The 15,646-nt window shown below is 71.3% G+C and carries 16 protein-coding genes; 6 read left to right on the top strand and 10 right to left on the bottom strand.

Features of this window, described 5'->3' with window-relative positions:
- Positions 1-152 precede the first annotated feature (152 nt).
- From ACH4J0_RS04995 to coxB, 3 genes are read right to left on the bottom strand one after another with little or no spacing between them, the layout of a single operon-like run.
- The gene (locus ACH4J0_RS04995) at positions 153-572 is read right to left on the bottom strand and encodes a cytochrome c oxidase subunit 4 (protein ID WP_396236282.1); all 420 of its coding nucleotides are present in this window, start codon (positions 570-572) and stop codon (positions 153-155) included.
- Positions 572-2,347, bottom strand: a complete 1,776-nt coding sequence (gene ctaD, locus ACH4J0_RS04990; protein WP_396236281.1) for a cytochrome c oxidase subunit I — start codon at positions 2,345-2,347, stop codon at positions 572-574. The genes ACH4J0_RS04995 and ctaD overlap by 1 nt, the downstream gene beginning before the upstream one ends.
- Positions 2,344-3,198: a cytochrome c oxidase subunit II gene (gene coxB / locus ACH4J0_RS04985; RefSeq protein WP_396236280.1), complete on the bottom strand. Its 855-nt coding sequence runs from the start codon at positions 3,196-3,198 to the stop codon at positions 2,344-2,346. The genes ctaD and coxB overlap by 4 nt, the downstream gene beginning before the upstream one ends.
- A gap of 383 nt (positions 3,199-3,581) precedes the next feature.
- Between coxB and ACH4J0_RS04980 the strand changes: the two genes are divergently transcribed.
- Complete coding sequence (locus tag ACH4J0_RS04980; RefSeq protein ID WP_396236279.1) at positions 3,582-4,973, top strand: cysteine desulfurase/sulfurtransferase TusA family protein; 1,392 nt, start codon at positions 3,582-3,584, stop codon at positions 4,971-4,973.
- Between the two features lie 17 nt (positions 4,974-4,990).
- Here the strand turns inward: ACH4J0_RS04980 and ACH4J0_RS04975 are convergent, their stop codons facing one another.
- A complete protein-coding gene (locus tag ACH4J0_RS04975; RefSeq protein WP_396236278.1) occupies positions 4,991-5,968 on the bottom strand; it encodes a carbohydrate kinase family protein in 978 nt (325 codons plus the stop codon).
- A gap of 285 nt (positions 5,969-6,253) precedes the next feature.
- Between ACH4J0_RS04975 and ACH4J0_RS04970 the strand changes: the two genes are divergently transcribed.
- Together ACH4J0_RS04970 and ACH4J0_RS04965 are read left to right on the top strand one after the other, a co-directional pair.
- Positions 6,254-6,463, top strand: a complete 210-nt coding sequence (locus ACH4J0_RS04970; protein WP_396236277.1) for a hypothetical protein — start codon at positions 6,254-6,256, stop codon at positions 6,461-6,463.
- Positions 6,464-6,553: 90 nt separating this feature from the next.
- Positions 6,554-7,249: a hypothetical protein gene (locus ACH4J0_RS04965; protein WP_396236276.1), complete on the top strand. Its 696-nt coding sequence runs from the start codon at positions 6,554-6,556 to the stop codon at positions 7,247-7,249.
- 89 nt (positions 7,250-7,338) lie between these two features.
- On the opposite strand, the gene erpA is transcribed toward ACH4J0_RS04965, so the two are convergent.
- The gene (gene erpA / locus ACH4J0_RS04960) at positions 7,339-7,692 is read right to left on the bottom strand and encodes an iron-sulfur cluster insertion protein ErpA (protein WP_030282750.1); all 354 of its coding nucleotides are present in this window, start codon (positions 7,690-7,692) and stop codon (positions 7,339-7,341) included.
- 248 nt (positions 7,693-7,940) lie between these two features.
- On the opposite strand from erpA, the gene ACH4J0_RS04955 reads away from it, so the two are divergent.
- Positions 7,941-8,804 (top strand): GNAT family N-acetyltransferase, encoded by an 864-nt coding sequence (locus tag ACH4J0_RS04955; RefSeq protein ID WP_396236275.1) that lies wholly within the window; start codon positions 7,941-7,943, stop codon positions 8,802-8,804.
- A 59-nt stretch (positions 8,805-8,863) separates the two neighbouring features.
- Here the strand turns inward: ACH4J0_RS04955 and ACH4J0_RS04950 are convergent, their stop codons facing one another.
- From ACH4J0_RS04950 to ACH4J0_RS04940, 3 genes are all read right to left on the bottom strand, one after another.
- Positions 8,864-10,231, bottom strand: a complete 1,368-nt coding sequence (locus tag ACH4J0_RS04950) for a pyridoxal phosphate-dependent decarboxylase family protein (RefSeq protein ID WP_396236274.1) — start codon at positions 10,229-10,231, stop codon at positions 8,864-8,866.
- Between the two features lie 184 nt (positions 10,232-10,415).
- The gene (locus ACH4J0_RS04945; protein ID WP_350749164.1) at positions 10,416-10,880 is read right to left on the bottom strand and encodes an Lrp/AsnC family transcriptional regulator; all 465 of its coding nucleotides are present in this window, start codon (positions 10,878-10,880) and stop codon (positions 10,416-10,418) included.
- A gap of 149 nt (positions 10,881-11,029) precedes the next feature.
- On the bottom strand, positions 11,030-11,953 hold the full coding sequence (locus ACH4J0_RS04940; RefSeq protein ID WP_396236273.1) for an NADP-dependent oxidoreductase: 924 nt from the start codon (positions 11,951-11,953) through the stop codon (positions 11,030-11,032).
- 221 nt (positions 11,954-12,174) lie between these two features.
- Here ACH4J0_RS04940 and nadA point away from each other — a divergent pair, with 221 nt between their 5' ends.
- On the top strand, positions 12,175-13,359 hold the full coding sequence (gene nadA, locus ACH4J0_RS04935; RefSeq protein WP_396236272.1) for a quinolinate synthase NadA: 1,185 nt from the start codon (positions 12,175-12,177) through the stop codon (positions 13,357-13,359).
- A 101-nt stretch (positions 13,360-13,460) separates the two neighbouring features.
- On the opposite strand, the gene ACH4J0_RS04930 is transcribed toward nadA, so the two are convergent.
- Positions 13,461-13,760 carry a hypothetical protein gene (locus ACH4J0_RS04930; RefSeq protein ID WP_396236271.1) on the bottom strand — a complete coding sequence of 100 codons (300 nt, stop codon included), beginning with the start codon at positions 13,758-13,760 and terminating at the stop codon, positions 13,461-13,463.
- 40 nt (positions 13,761-13,800) lie between these two features.
- The gene (locus ACH4J0_RS04925) at positions 13,801-14,595 is read right to left on the bottom strand and encodes a PspA/IM30 family protein (RefSeq protein WP_396236270.1); all 795 of its coding nucleotides are present in this window, start codon (positions 14,593-14,595) and stop codon (positions 13,801-13,803) included.
- 314 nt (positions 14,596-14,909) lie between these two features.
- Between ACH4J0_RS04925 and ACH4J0_RS04920 the strand changes: the two genes are divergently transcribed.
- On the top strand, positions 14,910-15,509 hold the full coding sequence (locus tag ACH4J0_RS04920) for a DUF3043 domain-containing protein (protein ID WP_396236269.1): 600 nt from the start codon (positions 14,910-14,912) through the stop codon (positions 15,507-15,509).
- Positions 15,510-15,646 lie beyond the last annotated feature (137 nt).

Raw genomic sequence — 15,646 nt, 5'->3', positions numbered from 1 at the left:
GCACGATTGATCAGATCGTAGGAACGGCCCGGATCGAGCGACATCCGAGCGACCCTCCGTTCACCCGGGTGAGTGAGGCCCTCACCCCGGGGACGCAGCAGGGCCGGTCCCCCCGTGCGGGAGGACCGGCCCTGTGGTCGGGAAGCGGGAACCTACTGGTTCTGGTTCTCGCCCCGGTAGAACTCGAAGACCCATCCGAAGATGCCGATCAGGATGATCGGGGCGGCCCAGAACATCAGCCACCAGCCGAAGATCACGCCCAGGAAGGCGAGCGCGCCACCGAGCGCCAGCGACAGCGGCTGCCAGCTGTGCGGGGCGAAGAAGCCCAGCTCGCCGGAGTCGTCCGCGACCTCGGCCTCGGGGTTGTCACCAGCGCCGCTGTCCACCCGACGGGCGGTGAAGGCGAGGTAGTACCCGATGAAGGCGCACAGACCGAAGGCGAGGAACAACGCGGTGGTACCGGCGGCCTCCAGGCCCGGGCCGCTCGCGTTGTTGGTCCACAGGCCGTAGGTGATGGCCATCGCCAGCACGAAGACCGACAGGCCAAGGAAGATCTTTCCCTGTTCCTTCATCAGGCGTCACCCTCCTGCTTGCCCTTGCCCAGCTTCGGGGCGTCGTACTTCGCCGGGGTCACACCGGCGAGGTGCTTGGCCGGCTCGCCGTGGTTCTCCAGGTAGTCCAGCGCGGCGATCTCCGGGTGGTGGAGGTCGAAGGCCGGGGATTCGGAGCGGATCCGGGGCAGGGTGAGGAAGTTGTGCCGCGGCGGCGGGCAGGAGGTCGCCCACTCCAGGGAGCGGCCGAAGCCCCACGGGTCGTCCACGGTGACCTTCTCGCCGTACTTGGCGGTCTTCCAGACGTTGTAGAGGAACGGCAGGATCGACAGGCCGAGCACGAAGGAGCCGATGGTCGAGACGGTGTTCAGGGTGGTGAAGCCGTCCGAGGCCAGGTAGTCGGCGTAACGGCGGGGCATGCCCTCCGCACCCAGCCAGTGCTGCACCAGGAAGGTGGTGTGGAAGCCGAAGAACAGCGTCCAGAAGGTGATCTTGCCCAGACGCTCGTCCAGCATCTTGCCGGTCATCTTCGGCCACCAGAAGTGGAAGCCGGCGAACATCGCGAACACGACGGTGCCGAAGACCACGTAGTGGAAGTGGGCGACGACGAAGTACGAGTCCGAGACGTGGAAGTCGATCGGCGGCGAGGCCAGCAGGACACCGGTCAGACCACCGAAGAGGAAGGTGACCAGGAAGCCGACCGTCCAGAGCATCGGCGTCTCGAAGCTCAGCGAGCCCTTCCACATGGTGCCGACCCAGTTGAAGAACTTCACACCGGTCGGGACCGCGATCAGGAAGGTCATGAAGGAGAAGAACGGCAGCAGCACCTGTCCGGTGACGTACATGTGGTGCGCCCACACCGTCACGGACAGACCGGCGATCGCGATGGTGGCCGCGATCAGGCCGGAGTAGCCGAACATCGGCTTGCGGCTGAAGACCGGGATGATCTCCGACACGATGCCGAAGAACGGCAGCGCGATGATGTACACCTCGGGGTGGCCGAAGAACCAGAACAGGTGCTGCCACAGCATCGCCCCGCCGTTGGCGGGATCGAAGACGTGCGCCCCGAACTTGCGGTCCGCCTCCAGGGCGAACAGCGCGGCGGCCAGCACCGGGAAGGCCAGCAGGACCAGCACCGAGGTCAGCAGGACGTTCCAGACGAAGATCGACATCCGGAACATCGTCATGCCCGGGGCGCGCATGCAGATGATCGTGGTGATGAAGTTGACCGCACCGAGGATCGTGCCGAAGCCGGAGAAGGCCAGACCCATGATCCACATGTCACCGCCGACGCCGGGCGAGTGCACCGCGTCCGACAGCGGGGAGTAGGCGAACCAGCCGAAGTCGGCCGCGCCGTTCGGGGTCAGGAAGCCGCAGACCGCGATGCTCGAACCGAAGAGGTACAGCCAGTACGCGAACATGTTCAGACGCGGGAAGGCCACGTCCGGGGAGCCGATCTGCAGCGGCATGATCCAGTTCGCGAAGCCCGCGAACAGCGGCGTCGCGAACATCAGCAGCATGATCGTGCCGTGCATCGTGAACGCCTGGTTGAACTGCTCGTTCGACAGGATCTGGGTCCCGGGACGAGCCAGCTCGGCACGCATGACCAGGGCGAGGATGCCACCGATCAGGAAGAAGGCGAACGACGTGCCCAGGTACAGGGTGCCGATCGTCTTGTGGTCAGTGGTGGTCAGCCACTTGATGATGGTCGAACCCGGCTTCCGGGTCCGCTGCGCCCCGACCGTGACGGCCTCGGCGCCCCCGCCGGCCGCGGCGGGCTCGTTGAGGATGGTCACTTCGCTTCACTTCCCATGGTGATGACGCCGGAGGGCACCGCGCCGTTCTGGCCCTTGGCACGAAGGTCGGCCAGGTGCTTGTCGTAGTCGGCGCGATCGACGACCTTGACGTTGAACAGCATGCGAGAGTGGTCGACGCCGCAGAGCTCGGCGCACTTGCCCTTGTACTCGCCCTTGACGGTCGGGGTGACCTCGAACTTGTTCACCACGCCCGGCACGACGTCCATCTTCATCATGAAGTTGATGGGCCAGAAGTCGTGGATGACGTCACGAGAGGTGAGCCGGAACTGCACCGTCTCGTTGACCGGCAGCCAGAGCGTCGGAGCGTCCTTGGGCGTACCGACGTCGTACGCGGCGTCCTTGTTGGCCGGGTCGGGGGTCTCGGTGTTCTCGTAGTTGAACGCCCAGCTCCACTGGAAGCCGACCACGTTGACGTAGTGCTGCGGCTTCGCGGAGACCTGCGTCAGCTTCGCCTCGTCGCGGGCGACGAAGTAGAAGAGGACCGAGACGATGATGATGGGGACCGCGGTGTAGAGCGCCTCGATGGGCACGTTGTACCGGGTCTGCGGGGGGATCTCCACACCGGTGCGCTTACGCCGGTGGAAGATCACGCTCCAGATGATCAGACCCCACATCAGTACGCCGACCACCAGCGCCGCGATCCAGGAGCCCTGCCACATCTGGAGGACCATGGGCCCTTCCTTGGTGACGGGGCTCGGGAGGCCAAGCCTGGGGAGGTCGTTGGCCGAGCAGCCGGTGGCGGTCGCGATGACGAGGCCCAGTGCCAGCGCCTGAGGCAGCTTCCGCCGCATCGTGCGCCGCGGCGAGCGGTCGGAGCCGTTGGGACTCACGTAGCGCCTTCCCGAAGTCTCGCCCGCCTTCGCGTCGCACCGGGAGGGGAGTGTGAGCCCCTCCGGCGACCCGTCCACGGGCACGGTTTGAATGCTTATGCGGGCCAAACCCTACTCCAGCCTTATGCGCTCCTGACGGGCAGCCCCCGGTAACGCGCCGCCCGGTCGCCCGATCAGGCCCGACAGGGGCTGCGCCGCAGGTCATCGTAGGCATTCGAGGTCCGTACGCCCGATCGGGGGATGACCTCGAACAAGGTGGGTGACGGTCCGTCCGCACCGGACGAAGCGGACATTCGGGATGATCGACTGACGGCCGGTGAGCAATCCGAGCGGAGCAGCGGGCTTCCGGGTGTGTCGTCGAATGCGTGCCGTTAAATGTGACCGTGTATTTCGACGTGGCCTCGACGGCCCCTCTGCACCCCGTCGCACGGCAGGCCCTGACCGCCGCCCTGGACGAGGGCTGGGCCGATCCGGCCCGGTTGTACCGCTCCGGCCGGCAGGCCCGGATGCTGCTGGACGCCGCCCGCGAGACGGTCGCCGCCGTCCTGGGCGCGCGGCCCGACGAGATCTCCTTCACCGCCAGCGGGACGCAGGCCGTCCAACTCGGCCTGCTGGGCGCCCTCACCGGCAACCGGCGGCGCGGCGGGCACCTGGTGCACTCCGCGGTGGAGCACTCCAGCGTGCTGCACGTCGCCGAACGCCACGAGGCGGGCGGCGGCGAGGTCTCGGTCGCCCCGGTGGACCGCGCCGGCCGGGTCGACCCGGCGGCCTTCGCCGCCCTGCTGCGCACCGACACCGCGCTGGCCGCGCTGCAGAGCGCCAACCACGAGGTGGGGACCGTCCAGCCGGTCGGCGAGGTGGCCGCGCTCTGCGCCGGGGCCGGGGTGCCGCTGCTGGTGGACGCCGCCCAGAGCGTCGGACGGGTGGACGTGCCGGCGGGCTGGTCGCTGCTGACCGCGAGCGCCCACAAGTGGGGCGGGCCGCCCGGCGTCGGGATCCTCGCCGTCCGCAAGGGCGTCCGGTACGCGTCGCCGCTGCCGGCCGACGAGCGCGAGGGCGGGCGGGTGCCCGGCTACGTCAACGTCCCGGCGATCGTGGCCGCCGCCGCCTCGCTGCGCGCCGTACGGGCCGAGGCCGAGCGGGAGAACGCCCGGCTGCACGCGCTGGTGGAGCGGATCCGCAGCAGGGTGCCGCAGTTGGTGCCCGAGGTGGAGGTGGTCGGCGACCCGGTGCGGCGGCTGCCGCACATCGTCACCTTCTCCTGCCTCTACGTGGACGGCGAGGTGCTGCTGACCGAGCTGGACCGGGCGGGGTTCGCGGTCTCCTCCGGCTCCTCCTGCACCTCCTCCACCCTGACGCCCAGCCATGTGCTGGCCGCGATGGGGGTGCTCACCGAGGGGAACGTCCGGGTCTCGCTGCCGTACGGGGTGGCCGAGGCGGACGTGGAGCGCTTCCTCGCCGTGCTCCCGGAGCTGGTGGCCGGCGTCCGGGCACCGCTCGGGCTGGACCTGCGCGCGCCCGCGGGCGCCACGGAGTCGCTGCTGGTCGTCGACGCGCTGGGCAAGCGGTGTCCGCTGCCGGTGATCGAGCTGGCGAAGCGGATCGGCGAGGTGCCGGTGGGCGGCACGGTCGCGGTGCTGTCGGACGACGAGGCGGCCCGGCTGGACGTGCCGGCCTGGTGCTGGATGCGCGGGCAGGAGTACGCGGGCGAGGTCCCGGCCGCCGACTACGGCGGCGACCGGGGCTCGGCCTACCTCGTGAGGCGCCGCTCCTGACCGGAGCGCGCGGAGGACTACTTGGCGAGGTGCGCGCGGATCTCCGCGGCGGCCTCGGCGCCGTAGGCGGCCTCGAAGCGCTTCAGGAAGGCGGTCGGGCGCAGCTCGTACTCCTGGGTGCCGACGGTCTCGATCACCAGGGTGGCGAGCATGCAGCCGAGCTGGGCGGCGCGCTCCAGGTCGAGGTCCCAGCACAGACCGGCCAGGAAGCCGGCCCGGAAGGCGTCGCCGACGCCGGTCGGGTCGACCTTGGCGTCCTCGACCGGGCAGCCGACCAGAATCGGGGCCTCGCCCTTGCGGTCGATCCGGACGCCCTTGCTGCCCAGGGTGGTGATCCGGGTGCCGACGCGGGTGAGAAGCTCCTCGGCGTCCCAGCCGGTCTTGGTCTCGATCAGCGCGGCCTCGTACTCGTTGGTGAACAGGTACGAGGCGCCGTCCACCAGCTCGCGGATGTCGTCGCCGTCCAGGCGGGCCAGCTGCTGGGAGGGGTCGGCGGCGAAGGCGTAGCCACGGGTGCGGCACTCCTGGGTGTGGCGGACCATGCCCTGGGGGTCGTCGGCGCCGACCAGGACGAGGTCGAGGCCGCCGACGCGGTCGGCGATCGGCTTGAGCTCGATGCTGCGTGCCTCGGCCATGGCACCGGTGTAGAACGAGGCGATCTGGTTGTGGTCCTCGTCCGTGGTGCACATGAAGCGGGCGGTGTGCCGGGTCTCGGAGATGTGGACGGACTCGCAGTCCACGTTGTTGCGCTCCAGCCAGCTGCGGTACTCGGCGAAGTCCGCACCTGCGGCGCCGACGAGGATCGGTCGGAGACCGAGCACGCCCATGCCGAAGGAGATGTTCGGAGCGACCCCGCCGCGGCGGATGTCCAGGGCGTCGACCAGGAACGACAGCGACACGGTGTGCAGCTGCTCGGCGACGAGCTGGTCGGCGAACCGACCGGGGAACGTCATCAGGTGGTCGGTGGCGATCGAGCCGGCGACGGCGATACGCACGGAGGTCTCCTCAGGATGGCAACAGGGCCAGCGGGCACGGATGAACCCACCCACGGTACCGGTCCGGGACGGCCCCCCAACAAGAGTAGGTGCGCAAGCTGCCGCCACCGTCCTCCCGGCCATGGTGGCACCCCGGCCCCTCGAACGTGTACTACCTACGGGTAGCACTGGTGGGCCCCCGGGGCCGGGCCTAGGGTCGGCCGCAGGAGCTCCGCCGGACCGGGCGGGGCCCGTCGGCGACCGTGGCGGCGGTGCGGCCACGGTCCTGGATCGGAGCGATGCCCGATGATGCCCAAGCACTCCCCGCTGACCGCCCTGCGGGCCGACGCGGACGGCGAGACCCTCGACGCGCTGGTCAGCTCCTCCCGACGGCTGCGCCGGTTCTGGCCCCAGGTGGCGGCCGGTCCGGAGCCGACCGCCCCCGCGCCCGTCGGCGTCCGGGTGCCGTCCGGGGCACAGCGACTGGTCGCCGGGATGGCCGAGTACGGCATGTAGGGGCGGGGAACCGGATCCGACCGGGGCACGTCACATCCGCGCGGAGCGGCCGAGGAGGCGGCGCCGCTGAGCCCTCGGGAGGATGTGCACATGGATCTGCAGACGATGCCCCGCCGTGGTCGGCGGGCGGTTGCCCTGGCGGTCGCCGCGCTGGCGGCGGTGGTGGCCCTGGCCGGCTGCAACGGGGACGGCAAGGGCTCCGGGGACGCGGCGGCGAGCAGCGCGACGGCCTCCGCGAGTTCCCCGGCCGCGGCGAGCGCCTCCCCGCAGGCCCCGGCGGCCTCCGGTTCGCCGTCCGCGGGGGCCGCGACCGCGAGCCCGTCGGGCCAGGCGCCGACCGGCTGGTCCCCGACCCCGGCCGAGCCCGCCCCCGGGCGGCCGTCGGCGGCGGCCACCCCCCCGGTCAACGGGATCGCGCCCGGCGAGCCGGACCCGGCCGGTACCGGAGCGGCCAACCCCAATGTGCGGCCTCCGGTCAGCTACCGGCTGGACGGCACCAACAAGCTGACCGTCTACTTCTTCGGCGGGATCTGCAGCACGTACGCGGTGAAGGCGGACGAGTCCCAGCCAGGTCAGGTGGGCGTCGTGATCGTGCCGGGTCCGCCGACGGTCCAGCCGGGGCACGTCTGCACGGCGATGGCCAAGCGGCAGGCCGTGTCCGTGGACCTGCGCTCGCCCCTGGCCGGGCGGACGGTGGTGGACCGGACGAGCGGCCAGGACGTGCCACTGGAGGGCGACGCCCACGCGGGACCGGACCCGGTGACGCCGGACGGCGCGGCGCGGTGAGGGCCTGTCCTACCGGTGGAACGCGAGAGGCGGCCCCGGGGGAGATCCCCGGGGCCGCCTCACCGCGTCTCGCTCAGTGAGCCTTCGGCTCAGCTGAAGGAGTCGCCGCAGGCGCAGGAGCCGGTGGCGTTCGGGTTGTCGATCGTGAAGCCCTGCTTCTCGATGGTGTCGACGAAGTCGACGGTGGCGCCGCCCAGGTACGGGGCGCTCATGCGGTCGGTGACCACCTTGACGCCGCCGAAGTCCTTCACCACGTCGCCGTCGAGCGAGCGCTCGTCGAAGAACAGCTGGTAGCGCAGGCCGGAGCAGCCACCGGGCTGGACGGCGACGCGCAGCGCGAGGTCCTCGCGGCCTTCCTGCTCCAGCAGGGCCTTGACCTTGGCCGCGGCGGCATCGGTGAGGAGGATGCCACTCTCGACAGTGGTCTCGTCCTGGACGGTCATCTGCTTTCTCCCGGTCTTTGACGACGGTCTGCCGCCAGTGCCAACCAACGACCGTCCGGTTTCATTTCCCGGACGGCGATGGATTTCTGCGGCCTGTTCGACGGCGGATCTTCCGTGGGCCGGGTGTGCCACCCGCGTCCCCATACGCTCCCCATGCTCGCACAACCGGGGAGGACGGGTCACCGCCCGCGTCATGGATCCGGGTGAACGGGCCCCACGGCCGCGCCCCGGACGCCAGGATGGTCGGCATGATCCTTCGCCAGGTCAGGGACACCGCAGCGGACGCGGAGGCCGTCCAGGAGCTGTCCTTCACCGCGTTCGCCGCACCGTCCGACGACCCCGCGCGGCCACCGGTGCCGACGCCGCTGCACCTGGCCAGGACCAGGCATCTGGCGCGCACCGATCCCGGCGGCTGCTGGCTGGCGGAGAGCGGCGGGCAGGCGGTCGGGGTGGTGCTGTCGATGCGCCGCGAGGGCCTGTGGATGCCCTCGCTGTTCGCGGTCCGGCCGTCCGCCCGGGGCCGGGGGGTCGGGCGGCTGCTGTTCGAGCGGGCGCTGGCCCACGCCCGGGGGTGCCTGCGCGGGATGGTCTGCGCCTCCGACTCCCCGGCCGCGGCCCGCCGCTACCGGCTGGCCGGGTTCACCCTGCACCCCGCGATGCGGCTGACCGGGCGGGTGGACCGGGACGGACTGATCGACCCGGGCGACATACCGGTGCACCCCGGCAACACCCGCCACCTGCACCTGCTGGACTCGGTGGACCGCCGGCTGCGCGGGTCCGCACACGGTCCGGACCACGAGCTGATGCTCGGGCACTTCGAGGAGCTGCTGGTCGCCGACGCGCTGGCCGGCAGCGGCTACTGCTACCGGGACGGCGGCGTGGTGCGGCTGCTGGCGGCGACCAGCAAGCGGATCGCGGCCCGGCTGCTGCGCGAGGCGCTGGCCCGGGTGCCGGACGGGGTCGAGGCGCGGGTGGAGTACCTGACCGCCGAGCAGGAGTGGGCGCTGGACGTCGGGCTGGAGGTCGGGCTGACGCCGGAGACCAGCGGCTTCGTCGGGGTCCGCGGGATGCGGCCGCCGACCCCGTACCTGCCGAGCGGGGCGTTCCTGTAGGAACGCGTGCGGCCCCCGTCGGAGGACCGATGGGGGCCGCACGGACGACGGGGCCTCGATCAGGCCATGGTGTCCAGGATCTCCCTGACCATCTCCATGGTCGTGCCCGGGTGCAGGAAGGCGAAGCGGGCGACCGTCTCGCCGTCCCAGCCCGTCGGGGTGACGAAGCCGATCTGGTCCGCGAGCAGCTGCTGCGACCAGCGGTAGTAGTCGTCGTTGGTCCAGCCCGTGCGCTTGAAACAGACGGCGGAGAGCTGCGGGTCGAACAGCAGCTCCAGGTGCTCGGTGTCGCGGATCAGCCGGGCGGTGTCCCGGGCCAGCTGGAGGCCGGTCTCGATGGCGTCGGTGTAGGCCTGCACGCCGTGGACGGCCAGCGAGAACCAGAGCGGCAGGCCGCGGGCGCGCCGGGTCAGGTGGTAGGCGTAGTCGGTGGGGTTCCACTCGTCGCCCTCGGTGTGCAGGACGTCCAGGTAGGAGGCGTCCTGGGTGTGCACGGCGCGGGCGAGCTGCGGGTTGCGGTAGATCAGCGCGGCGCAGTCGAAGGGGGCGAACAGCCACTTGTGCGGATCGACCACGAACGAGTCGGCGTGCTCGATGCCGTCGTAGCGCTCGCGCACCGACGGGGCGAACAGGCCCGCGCCGCCGTAGGCGCCGTCCACGTGGAACCACAGGTCGCGCTCGCGGGCGACCTCGGCCAGGCCGGCCAGGTCGTCGACGATGCCCTCGTTGGTGGTGCCGGCGGTGCCGACGACGGCGATCACCGTCTCCGGGTCGGGGTCGGCGGCCAGGGCGGCGCGCAGCGCCTCGCCGGTGAACCGGCGGTTGACGGTCGGGACCTTGAAGGCCTCGACGCCGATGATGTTGAAGGTGTTCTTGACCGAGGAGTGCACCTGGTCGGCGACGGCTATCCGCAGCCGGGCCTCCGGTCCCACGCCGAGGCGGCGGCGGGCGGTGTCGCGGGCGACCACCAGGGCGGAGAGGTTGCCCGCCGAGCCGCCGGAGACGAAGCAGCCGCCGGCCGAGGCGGGCAGCCCCGCCCGGTCGGCGATCAGGCGCAGCACCTGGTTCTCGGCGGCGATGGCGCCGGCCGCCTCCAGCCAGGAGATGCCCTGGAGGGAGGCGCAGGAGACGACCATGTCGAACAGCAGCGCGGCCTTGGTCGGGGCGCACGGGATGAAGGACAGGTAGCGGGGGCTGTCGGCGGAGATGACCGCGCGGGACAGCTCGTGGTCGTACAGCTTGAGGACGTCGGCCGGGTCGTTGCCGTCCTGGTTGAGCAGGCCGGCCAGCTGGGTGCGCAGGTGCTCGCCGTCACCGGGGTGGTCGAGCGGGACGGGGTCGTACTGCAGCCGCTCCCGCATGTAGTCGAAAACCAGGTCGACCAGTTCGTTGTCGGGCCGGTGCATGCGGTCGGGTGCTGCGGACACGGCTGTCCTCTCGGCTGTGGGTGTCGGGTGGGATCCGGTCCGCGGGACGCCTCACCGCACTGACCGGACGTGATCAGCGTAGGCAGCGGCGGTGCTTCGCCGCGCGTCCGATCGCGGCTGGTCAGGCAGGATTCGAGCGTCTTCGGGCGGGGCCGCGCAGGATTCCTGCGTAGCCGTGTTCCGGTCAGCCGATGAGCTGGGAGAGGACCACCGAGGAGCGGCTGCGCTGGACGCCGGGCTCACGCCGGATGCGCTCGATGACGGCCTCCAGGTGGCGCGTGTCGGCGGCCCGCAGGTGGACCAGGGCGTCCGGGTCGCCGGTGACCGTCCAGGCGGCGACCACCTCGGGGAACTGGCGCAGGCTGGCGAGGATCTCCTCGGGGGCGGTGCGCTCGCGGCAGTAGACCTCGACGAAGGCCTCGGTCTGCCAGCCGAGCACGGCCGGGTCGAGCACCACGGTGAAGCCCCGCACCACGCCGCGCGCCCGGAGCCGGTCGATCCGGCGGCGCACGGCGGTGGCGGAGAGGTTCACCTGGAGACCGATCTCGGCGTAGGAGGCCCGGCCGTCGCTGCCGAGGCGGGCGAGGAGCTGCCGGTCGGTCTCGTCCAGGTCGGCCCCGATCACCTCGTGCGCTCGGCTGCTGGTCATCGGTGCGGGGCTCCACGGGTCGTGCGGGGGGTCGAGGGGGCGTTCCGGCGGCGGCCGGTGCTGCCACGCCGCTGCCCAAACGGTTCGCCACCCATTCTGGCGGATGACCTGAACGAGTTCACCGCCGACGGATGGCGGCAGGACGGCGGTCAGTCGACCAGGAGGACGATCTTCCCCCTCGTACGACCCTCGGCGCTGAGGGCCTGGGCCGAGGCGGCCTGGGCCAGCGGGAAGGTGGAGGCGACGGTGACGGTGAGTCGGCCGTCGTCGGCGAGGGCGGCGAGTTCCGCCAGGCCCGCCGCGTCCGGGCGGACCCAGACGTAGTGGCCGCCGAGCGCCTTGACCCCGAAGTCGGTGATCGAGGCGATCCGGCCCGGGTCGGCCACCAGGCCCGCGGATACCTGGACGGCGCCGCGGCCGACCAGGTCGAGGGCCGCGTCCACGCCGTCCGGGGCGAGCGCCCGGACCCGCTCGGCCAGGCCCTCGCCGTACGTCACCGGCTCGGCGCCGAGACCGCGCAGGTAGTCGTGGTTGCGCTCGCCCGCCGTGCCGATCACCCGGGCGCCGCGGGCCCGGGCGATCTGGACGGCCAGGTGGCCGACCCCGCCGGCCGCGGCGTGCACCAGCACCGTGTCGCCCGCCCCGACCCGCAGGGCCTTCAGGCTCTGCAGCGCGGTGAGCCCGGCCAGCGGCAGGCCGCCGGCCTGCGCCCAGTCCAGCGCGGCGGGGCGGCGGGCCAGGGTGCGGACCGGGGCGGAGACCAGTTCGGCGTAGGTGCCGTGTTCGACGGCGTCCTTGCGGACGTAGCCGTACACCTCGTCGCCGGGGGCGAACTCCGTCACCCCGCCGCCGACCGCGCGGACGACTCCCGCCACGTCCCAGCCCATGACCAGGGGGAAGTGCACGTCCAGCAGTCCGTCCAGGGCGCCGTCCCGGACCTTCCAGTCCACCGGGTTCACCCCGGCCGCCCGGACCTGCACCAGCACGGAGTCGGGCCCGACCTTGGGGTCCGGCAGGTCGGTGTACTCGACCACCTCGGGGCCGCCGTAGCGGTTGATCGCGATTGCTTTCATGGGCCCAGCCATACCCCGGGGCTTCGAAATATCGATTCGGCCACGCCCGGCACCCCCAAAATGGCCTATCCGGCTCCGCCGGGGACCCGTTTCACAGAGCGGTTCTCGTCACATCGACAGGATGGCCATCGTCACTCTGACGCTAAGCGGTTAGAATAGATAGCGTCAGATAGACGAAAAGGCCCCACCGCTAGCTCGGCCGCACAGAAGGGCACCCGCCCGTGACCACCACCATCACCGAGACCTACGGCGTCGACCCCACTCCGACGCCGCTCGCTCTGCTGCTGCTCGGCCGGGAGGCCGACCCGAACAGCGAGCGCGGCGTCGAGTGCCCGGGTGACCTCCCCCCGGCCTCCGACCCCGACCTCGTCGAGCGCGCCCGGGCGGCCAAGGCCGCGCTCGGTGACCGCGTCTTCATCCTCGGCCACCACTACCAGCGCGACGAGGTCATCGAGTTCGCCGACGTCACCGGCGACTCCTTCAAGCTCGCCCGCGACGCCGCGGCCCGCCCCGAGGCCGAGTACATCGTCTTCTGCGGCGTGCACTTCATGGCCGAGTCCGCCGACATCCTGACCGGCGAGCGGCAGCAGGTCGTGCTGCCCGACCTCGCGGCCGGCTGCTCGATGGCCGACATGGCCACCGCCGAGCAGGTCGCCGAGTGCTGGGACGTGCTGACCGACGCCGGCATAGCCGACGTGACCGTCCCCGTCTCGTACATGAACTCCTCCGCCGACATCAAGGCCTTCACCGGCAAGCACGGCGGCACCATCTGCACCTCCTCCAACGCCCAGCGCGCCCTGGAGTGGGCCTTCGAGCAGGGCCAGAAGGTGCTCTTCCTGCCCGACCAGCACCTCGGCCGCAACACCGCGGTGCGGGACATGGGCCTCTCGCTGGACGACTGCGTCCTCTACAACCCGCACAAGCCGAACGGCGGCCTGACCGCCGAGCAGCTGCGGGACGCCAAGATGATCCTCTGGCGCGGCCACTGCTCGGTGCACGGCCGGTTCAGCCTGGACTCGGTGAACGACGTCCGCGAGCGGATCCCCGGCGTGACCGTCCTGGTGCACCCCGAGTGCAAGCACGAGGTCGTCACCGCCGCCGACATGGTGGGCTCGACCGAGTACATCATCAAGGCCCTGGACGCCGCCGAGCCCGGCTCCAAGTGGGCCATCGGCACCGAGCTGAACCTGGTCCGCCGGCTGGCCAAGGCCCACCCGGACAAGGAGATCGTCTTCCTGGACCGCACGGTCTGCTTCTGCTCGACCATGAACCGGATCGACCTGCCGCACCTGGTCTGGGCGCTGGAGTCGCTGGTCGAGGGCCGGGTGCCGAACGTGATCACCGTCGACCCGGAGACCGAGAAGTACGCCAAGGCCGCGCTGGACCGGATGCTGGCCCTGCCGTAGTCCGGCCGCGCCGCGCGGACGACGCGCACACCGCGGACACGAAGGGCGGGTCCCCTCCGGTGGAGGGGACCCGCCCTTTCGTCTGGCAGCGGCCGCGGGGCCTAGTCGTACTCGGGGAACCCCGGGACCACGCCCTCGCCCTCGGAGAGCAGCAGGGCGCGGACCTCGTCGAGGGTGGCCTCGGCACTCGGCAGGATCAGCTCGGACGGCTCCAGCGAGTCGTCCGGCAGCAGGGTGCCGTACTGCTTCACGGCATCCAGCAGCTTCCCGTAGGCCTGGCGGAAGGTCTCCTCGTCGCCCGACTCCACCGCGGTGAGCAGCTCGTCGTCGAGCTGGTTGAGCAGGCTCAGGTGGTCCTCGCCCACCTCGTACTGCCCCTCACCCATGACCCTCATGATCATGCCGTGCGTCTCCCTGGTCCTCGTGGGGGTCGAGCTGAGGTCACTTGTTGTAGTTGATGCGCGGGGTGTCCTGCGGGTGCGCGTCCTGCGGCTGCTGGGCCGGCTTGCCCTGCTCGATCGCGGCCGGACCGGCGGCGGGGCCGCCCGACAGCTCGGCCTTCATCCGGGCGAGCTCCAGCTCGACGTCGGAACCGCCGGCCACCCGCTCCAGCTCGGCCTCGATGTCGTCCTTGCGGCCGAGACCGCTGGCGTCGTCGAGCGCGCCGGAGGCCAGCAGCTCGTCGATCGCACCGGCCCGGGCCTGCATCTGCGCCGTCTTGTCCTCGGCCCGCTGGATGGCCAGGCCGACGTCGCCCATCTCCTCCGAGATGCCGGAGAAGGACTCGGCGATGCGGGTCTGGGCCTGCGCCGCGGTGTAGGTGGCCTTGATGGTCTCCTTCTTGGTGCGGAAGGCGTCCACCTTGGCCTGGAGGCGCTGGGAGGCGAGGGTGAGCTTCTCCTCCTCGGCCTGCAGGGCCTGGTACTGCGTCTCCAGGTCGTTGATCTGGGACTGCATGTTGGCCTTGCGGGTCAGCGCCTCGCGCGCGAGGTCCTCGCGGCCGAGGGACAGCGCCTTGCGGCCCTGGTCCTCGTACTTCGCGGACTGCTGCTGGAGCTGGGTCAGCTGGAGTTCCAGGCGCTTGCGCGAGGTCGCGACATCCGCGACGCCACGCCGTACCTTCTGCAGCAGTTCGAGCTGCTTCTGGTAGGAGTAGTCGAGCGTCTCACGGGGATCCTCCGCCCGGTCCAAGGCCTTGTTCGCCTTGGAGCGGAAGATCAGCCCCATACGCTTCATGATTCCGTCGCTCATGGGCCTCGGGTGCCCCCTTCTCCGGCCTGCGGTTTTGATCTCGTTACCAGACACGACGAGTGTATGTGCAGCGAGCCCGTCGCCGCAGTGCACCTGCCTGCAACAAGACTGCTACAGCGACCAGCGGCAGATCCTCATCCCCGGGGTGGATCCGCCTCTCATCCTCCCCATACTCCATCCGACTGATCCCCTACGGGAAGGGGCCGGGAAGCCCGGTTCGGGACGCGCCGGACGGATCGATATGCGTTTGGGTCCGAGGGGACCCGTGGTCGCGGCGCCGCACCCCGTACGCTGGGGGTGTGTTCCGACGCCGTTCAGATGATGCCGCTGCCTCCGCCACCGTGCTGGAGAAGCAGGACGAGACGCCCCAGGCCCGCCACCCGCAGGCCAAGAAGGGCCGCCCCACCCCCAAGCGCAGCGAGGCCGAGGCCAACCGGCGTACCCGGGTCACGGTGCCCAAGGACCGCAAGGAGGCCTCCCGCCAGGCCCGCGACCGGATGCGGACCGAGCGCGAGAAGCAGCGCCAGGCGCTGATCGACGGCGACGAGCGCCACCTGCCGGCCCGTGACAAGGGCCCGGTGCGCAAGTTCGCCCGCGACTACGTGGACTCCCGCTGGTCGCTCGCCGAGTTCTTCCTGCCGGCCGCCGTGGTCATCCTGGTGCTGAGCATCATCAAGGTGCCCGCCCTGCAGCTGCTGTCCACGCTGCTGTTCCTGCTGTTCTTCGTCCTGGTGATCCTGGACTTCGTGCGCCTCGGCTTCGGCCTGCGCAAGCAGCTGGGCGAGCGCTTCGCCGGGCAGAACACCCGCGGCGTGGTCGCGTACGGCATCATGCGCACCCTGCAGATGCGCCGGCTGCGCCTGCCCAAGCCGCAGGTGCGGCGCGGGGAGAAGCCCTGACCGCCGAACCGGTGGACTCCGGCTGGGCCCCGCCGTCCTGGGAGGGGCCCGGCCTCTACGCACTTCCCGGGCAGGGCGGCACGCTCCCCGGACAGGGCGACGGCGGCCACGACCGGCTCGGCCAGGAGCGCCGGCTG

This window comes from Kitasatospora sp. NPDC017646 (genome assembly GCF_044329365.1).
Classification (GTDB): Bacteria; Actinomycetota; Actinomycetes; order Streptomycetales; family Streptomycetaceae; genus Kitasatospora.
This window is presented reverse-complemented; position numbering and strand designations above follow the sequence as displayed.

Bases quoted from the DNA above. Each gene is read 5' to 3' on its own strand.
- ACH4J0_RS04995 (WP_396236282.1), bottom strand. From the start codon at position 572: ATGAAGGAACAGGGAAAGATCTTCCTTGGCCTGTCGGTCTTCGTGCTG.
- ACH4J0_RS04970 (WP_396236277.1), top strand. From the start codon at position 6,254: ATGATGCCCAAGCACTCCCCGCTGACCGCCCTGCGGGCCGACGCGGAC.
- ACH4J0_RS04965 (WP_396236276.1), top strand. From the start codon at position 6,554: ATGGATCTGCAGACGATGCCCCGCCGTGGTCGGCGGGCGGTTGCCCTG.
- erpA (WP_030282750.1), bottom strand. From the start codon at position 7,692: ATGACCGTCCAGGACGAGACCACTGTCGAGAGTGGCATCCTCCTCACC.
- ACH4J0_RS04955 (WP_396236275.1), top strand. From the start codon at position 7,941: ATGATCCTTCGCCAGGTCAGGGACACCGCAGCGGACGCGGAGGCCGTC.
- ACH4J0_RS04945 (WP_350749164.1), bottom strand. From the start codon at position 10,880: ATGACCAGCAGCCGAGCGCACGAGGTGATCGGGGCCGACCTGGACGAG.
- ACH4J0_RS04940 (WP_396236273.1), bottom strand. From the start codon at position 11,953: ATGAAAGCAATCGCGATCAACCGCTACGGCGGCCCCGAGGTGGTCGAG.
- ACH4J0_RS04930 (WP_396236271.1), bottom strand. From the start codon at position 13,760: ATGATCATGAGGGTCATGGGTGAGGGGCAGTACGAGGTGGGCGAGGAC.
- ACH4J0_RS04925 (WP_396236270.1), bottom strand. From the start codon at position 14,595: ATGAAGCGTATGGGGCTGATCTTCCGCTCCAAGGCGAACAAGGCCTTG.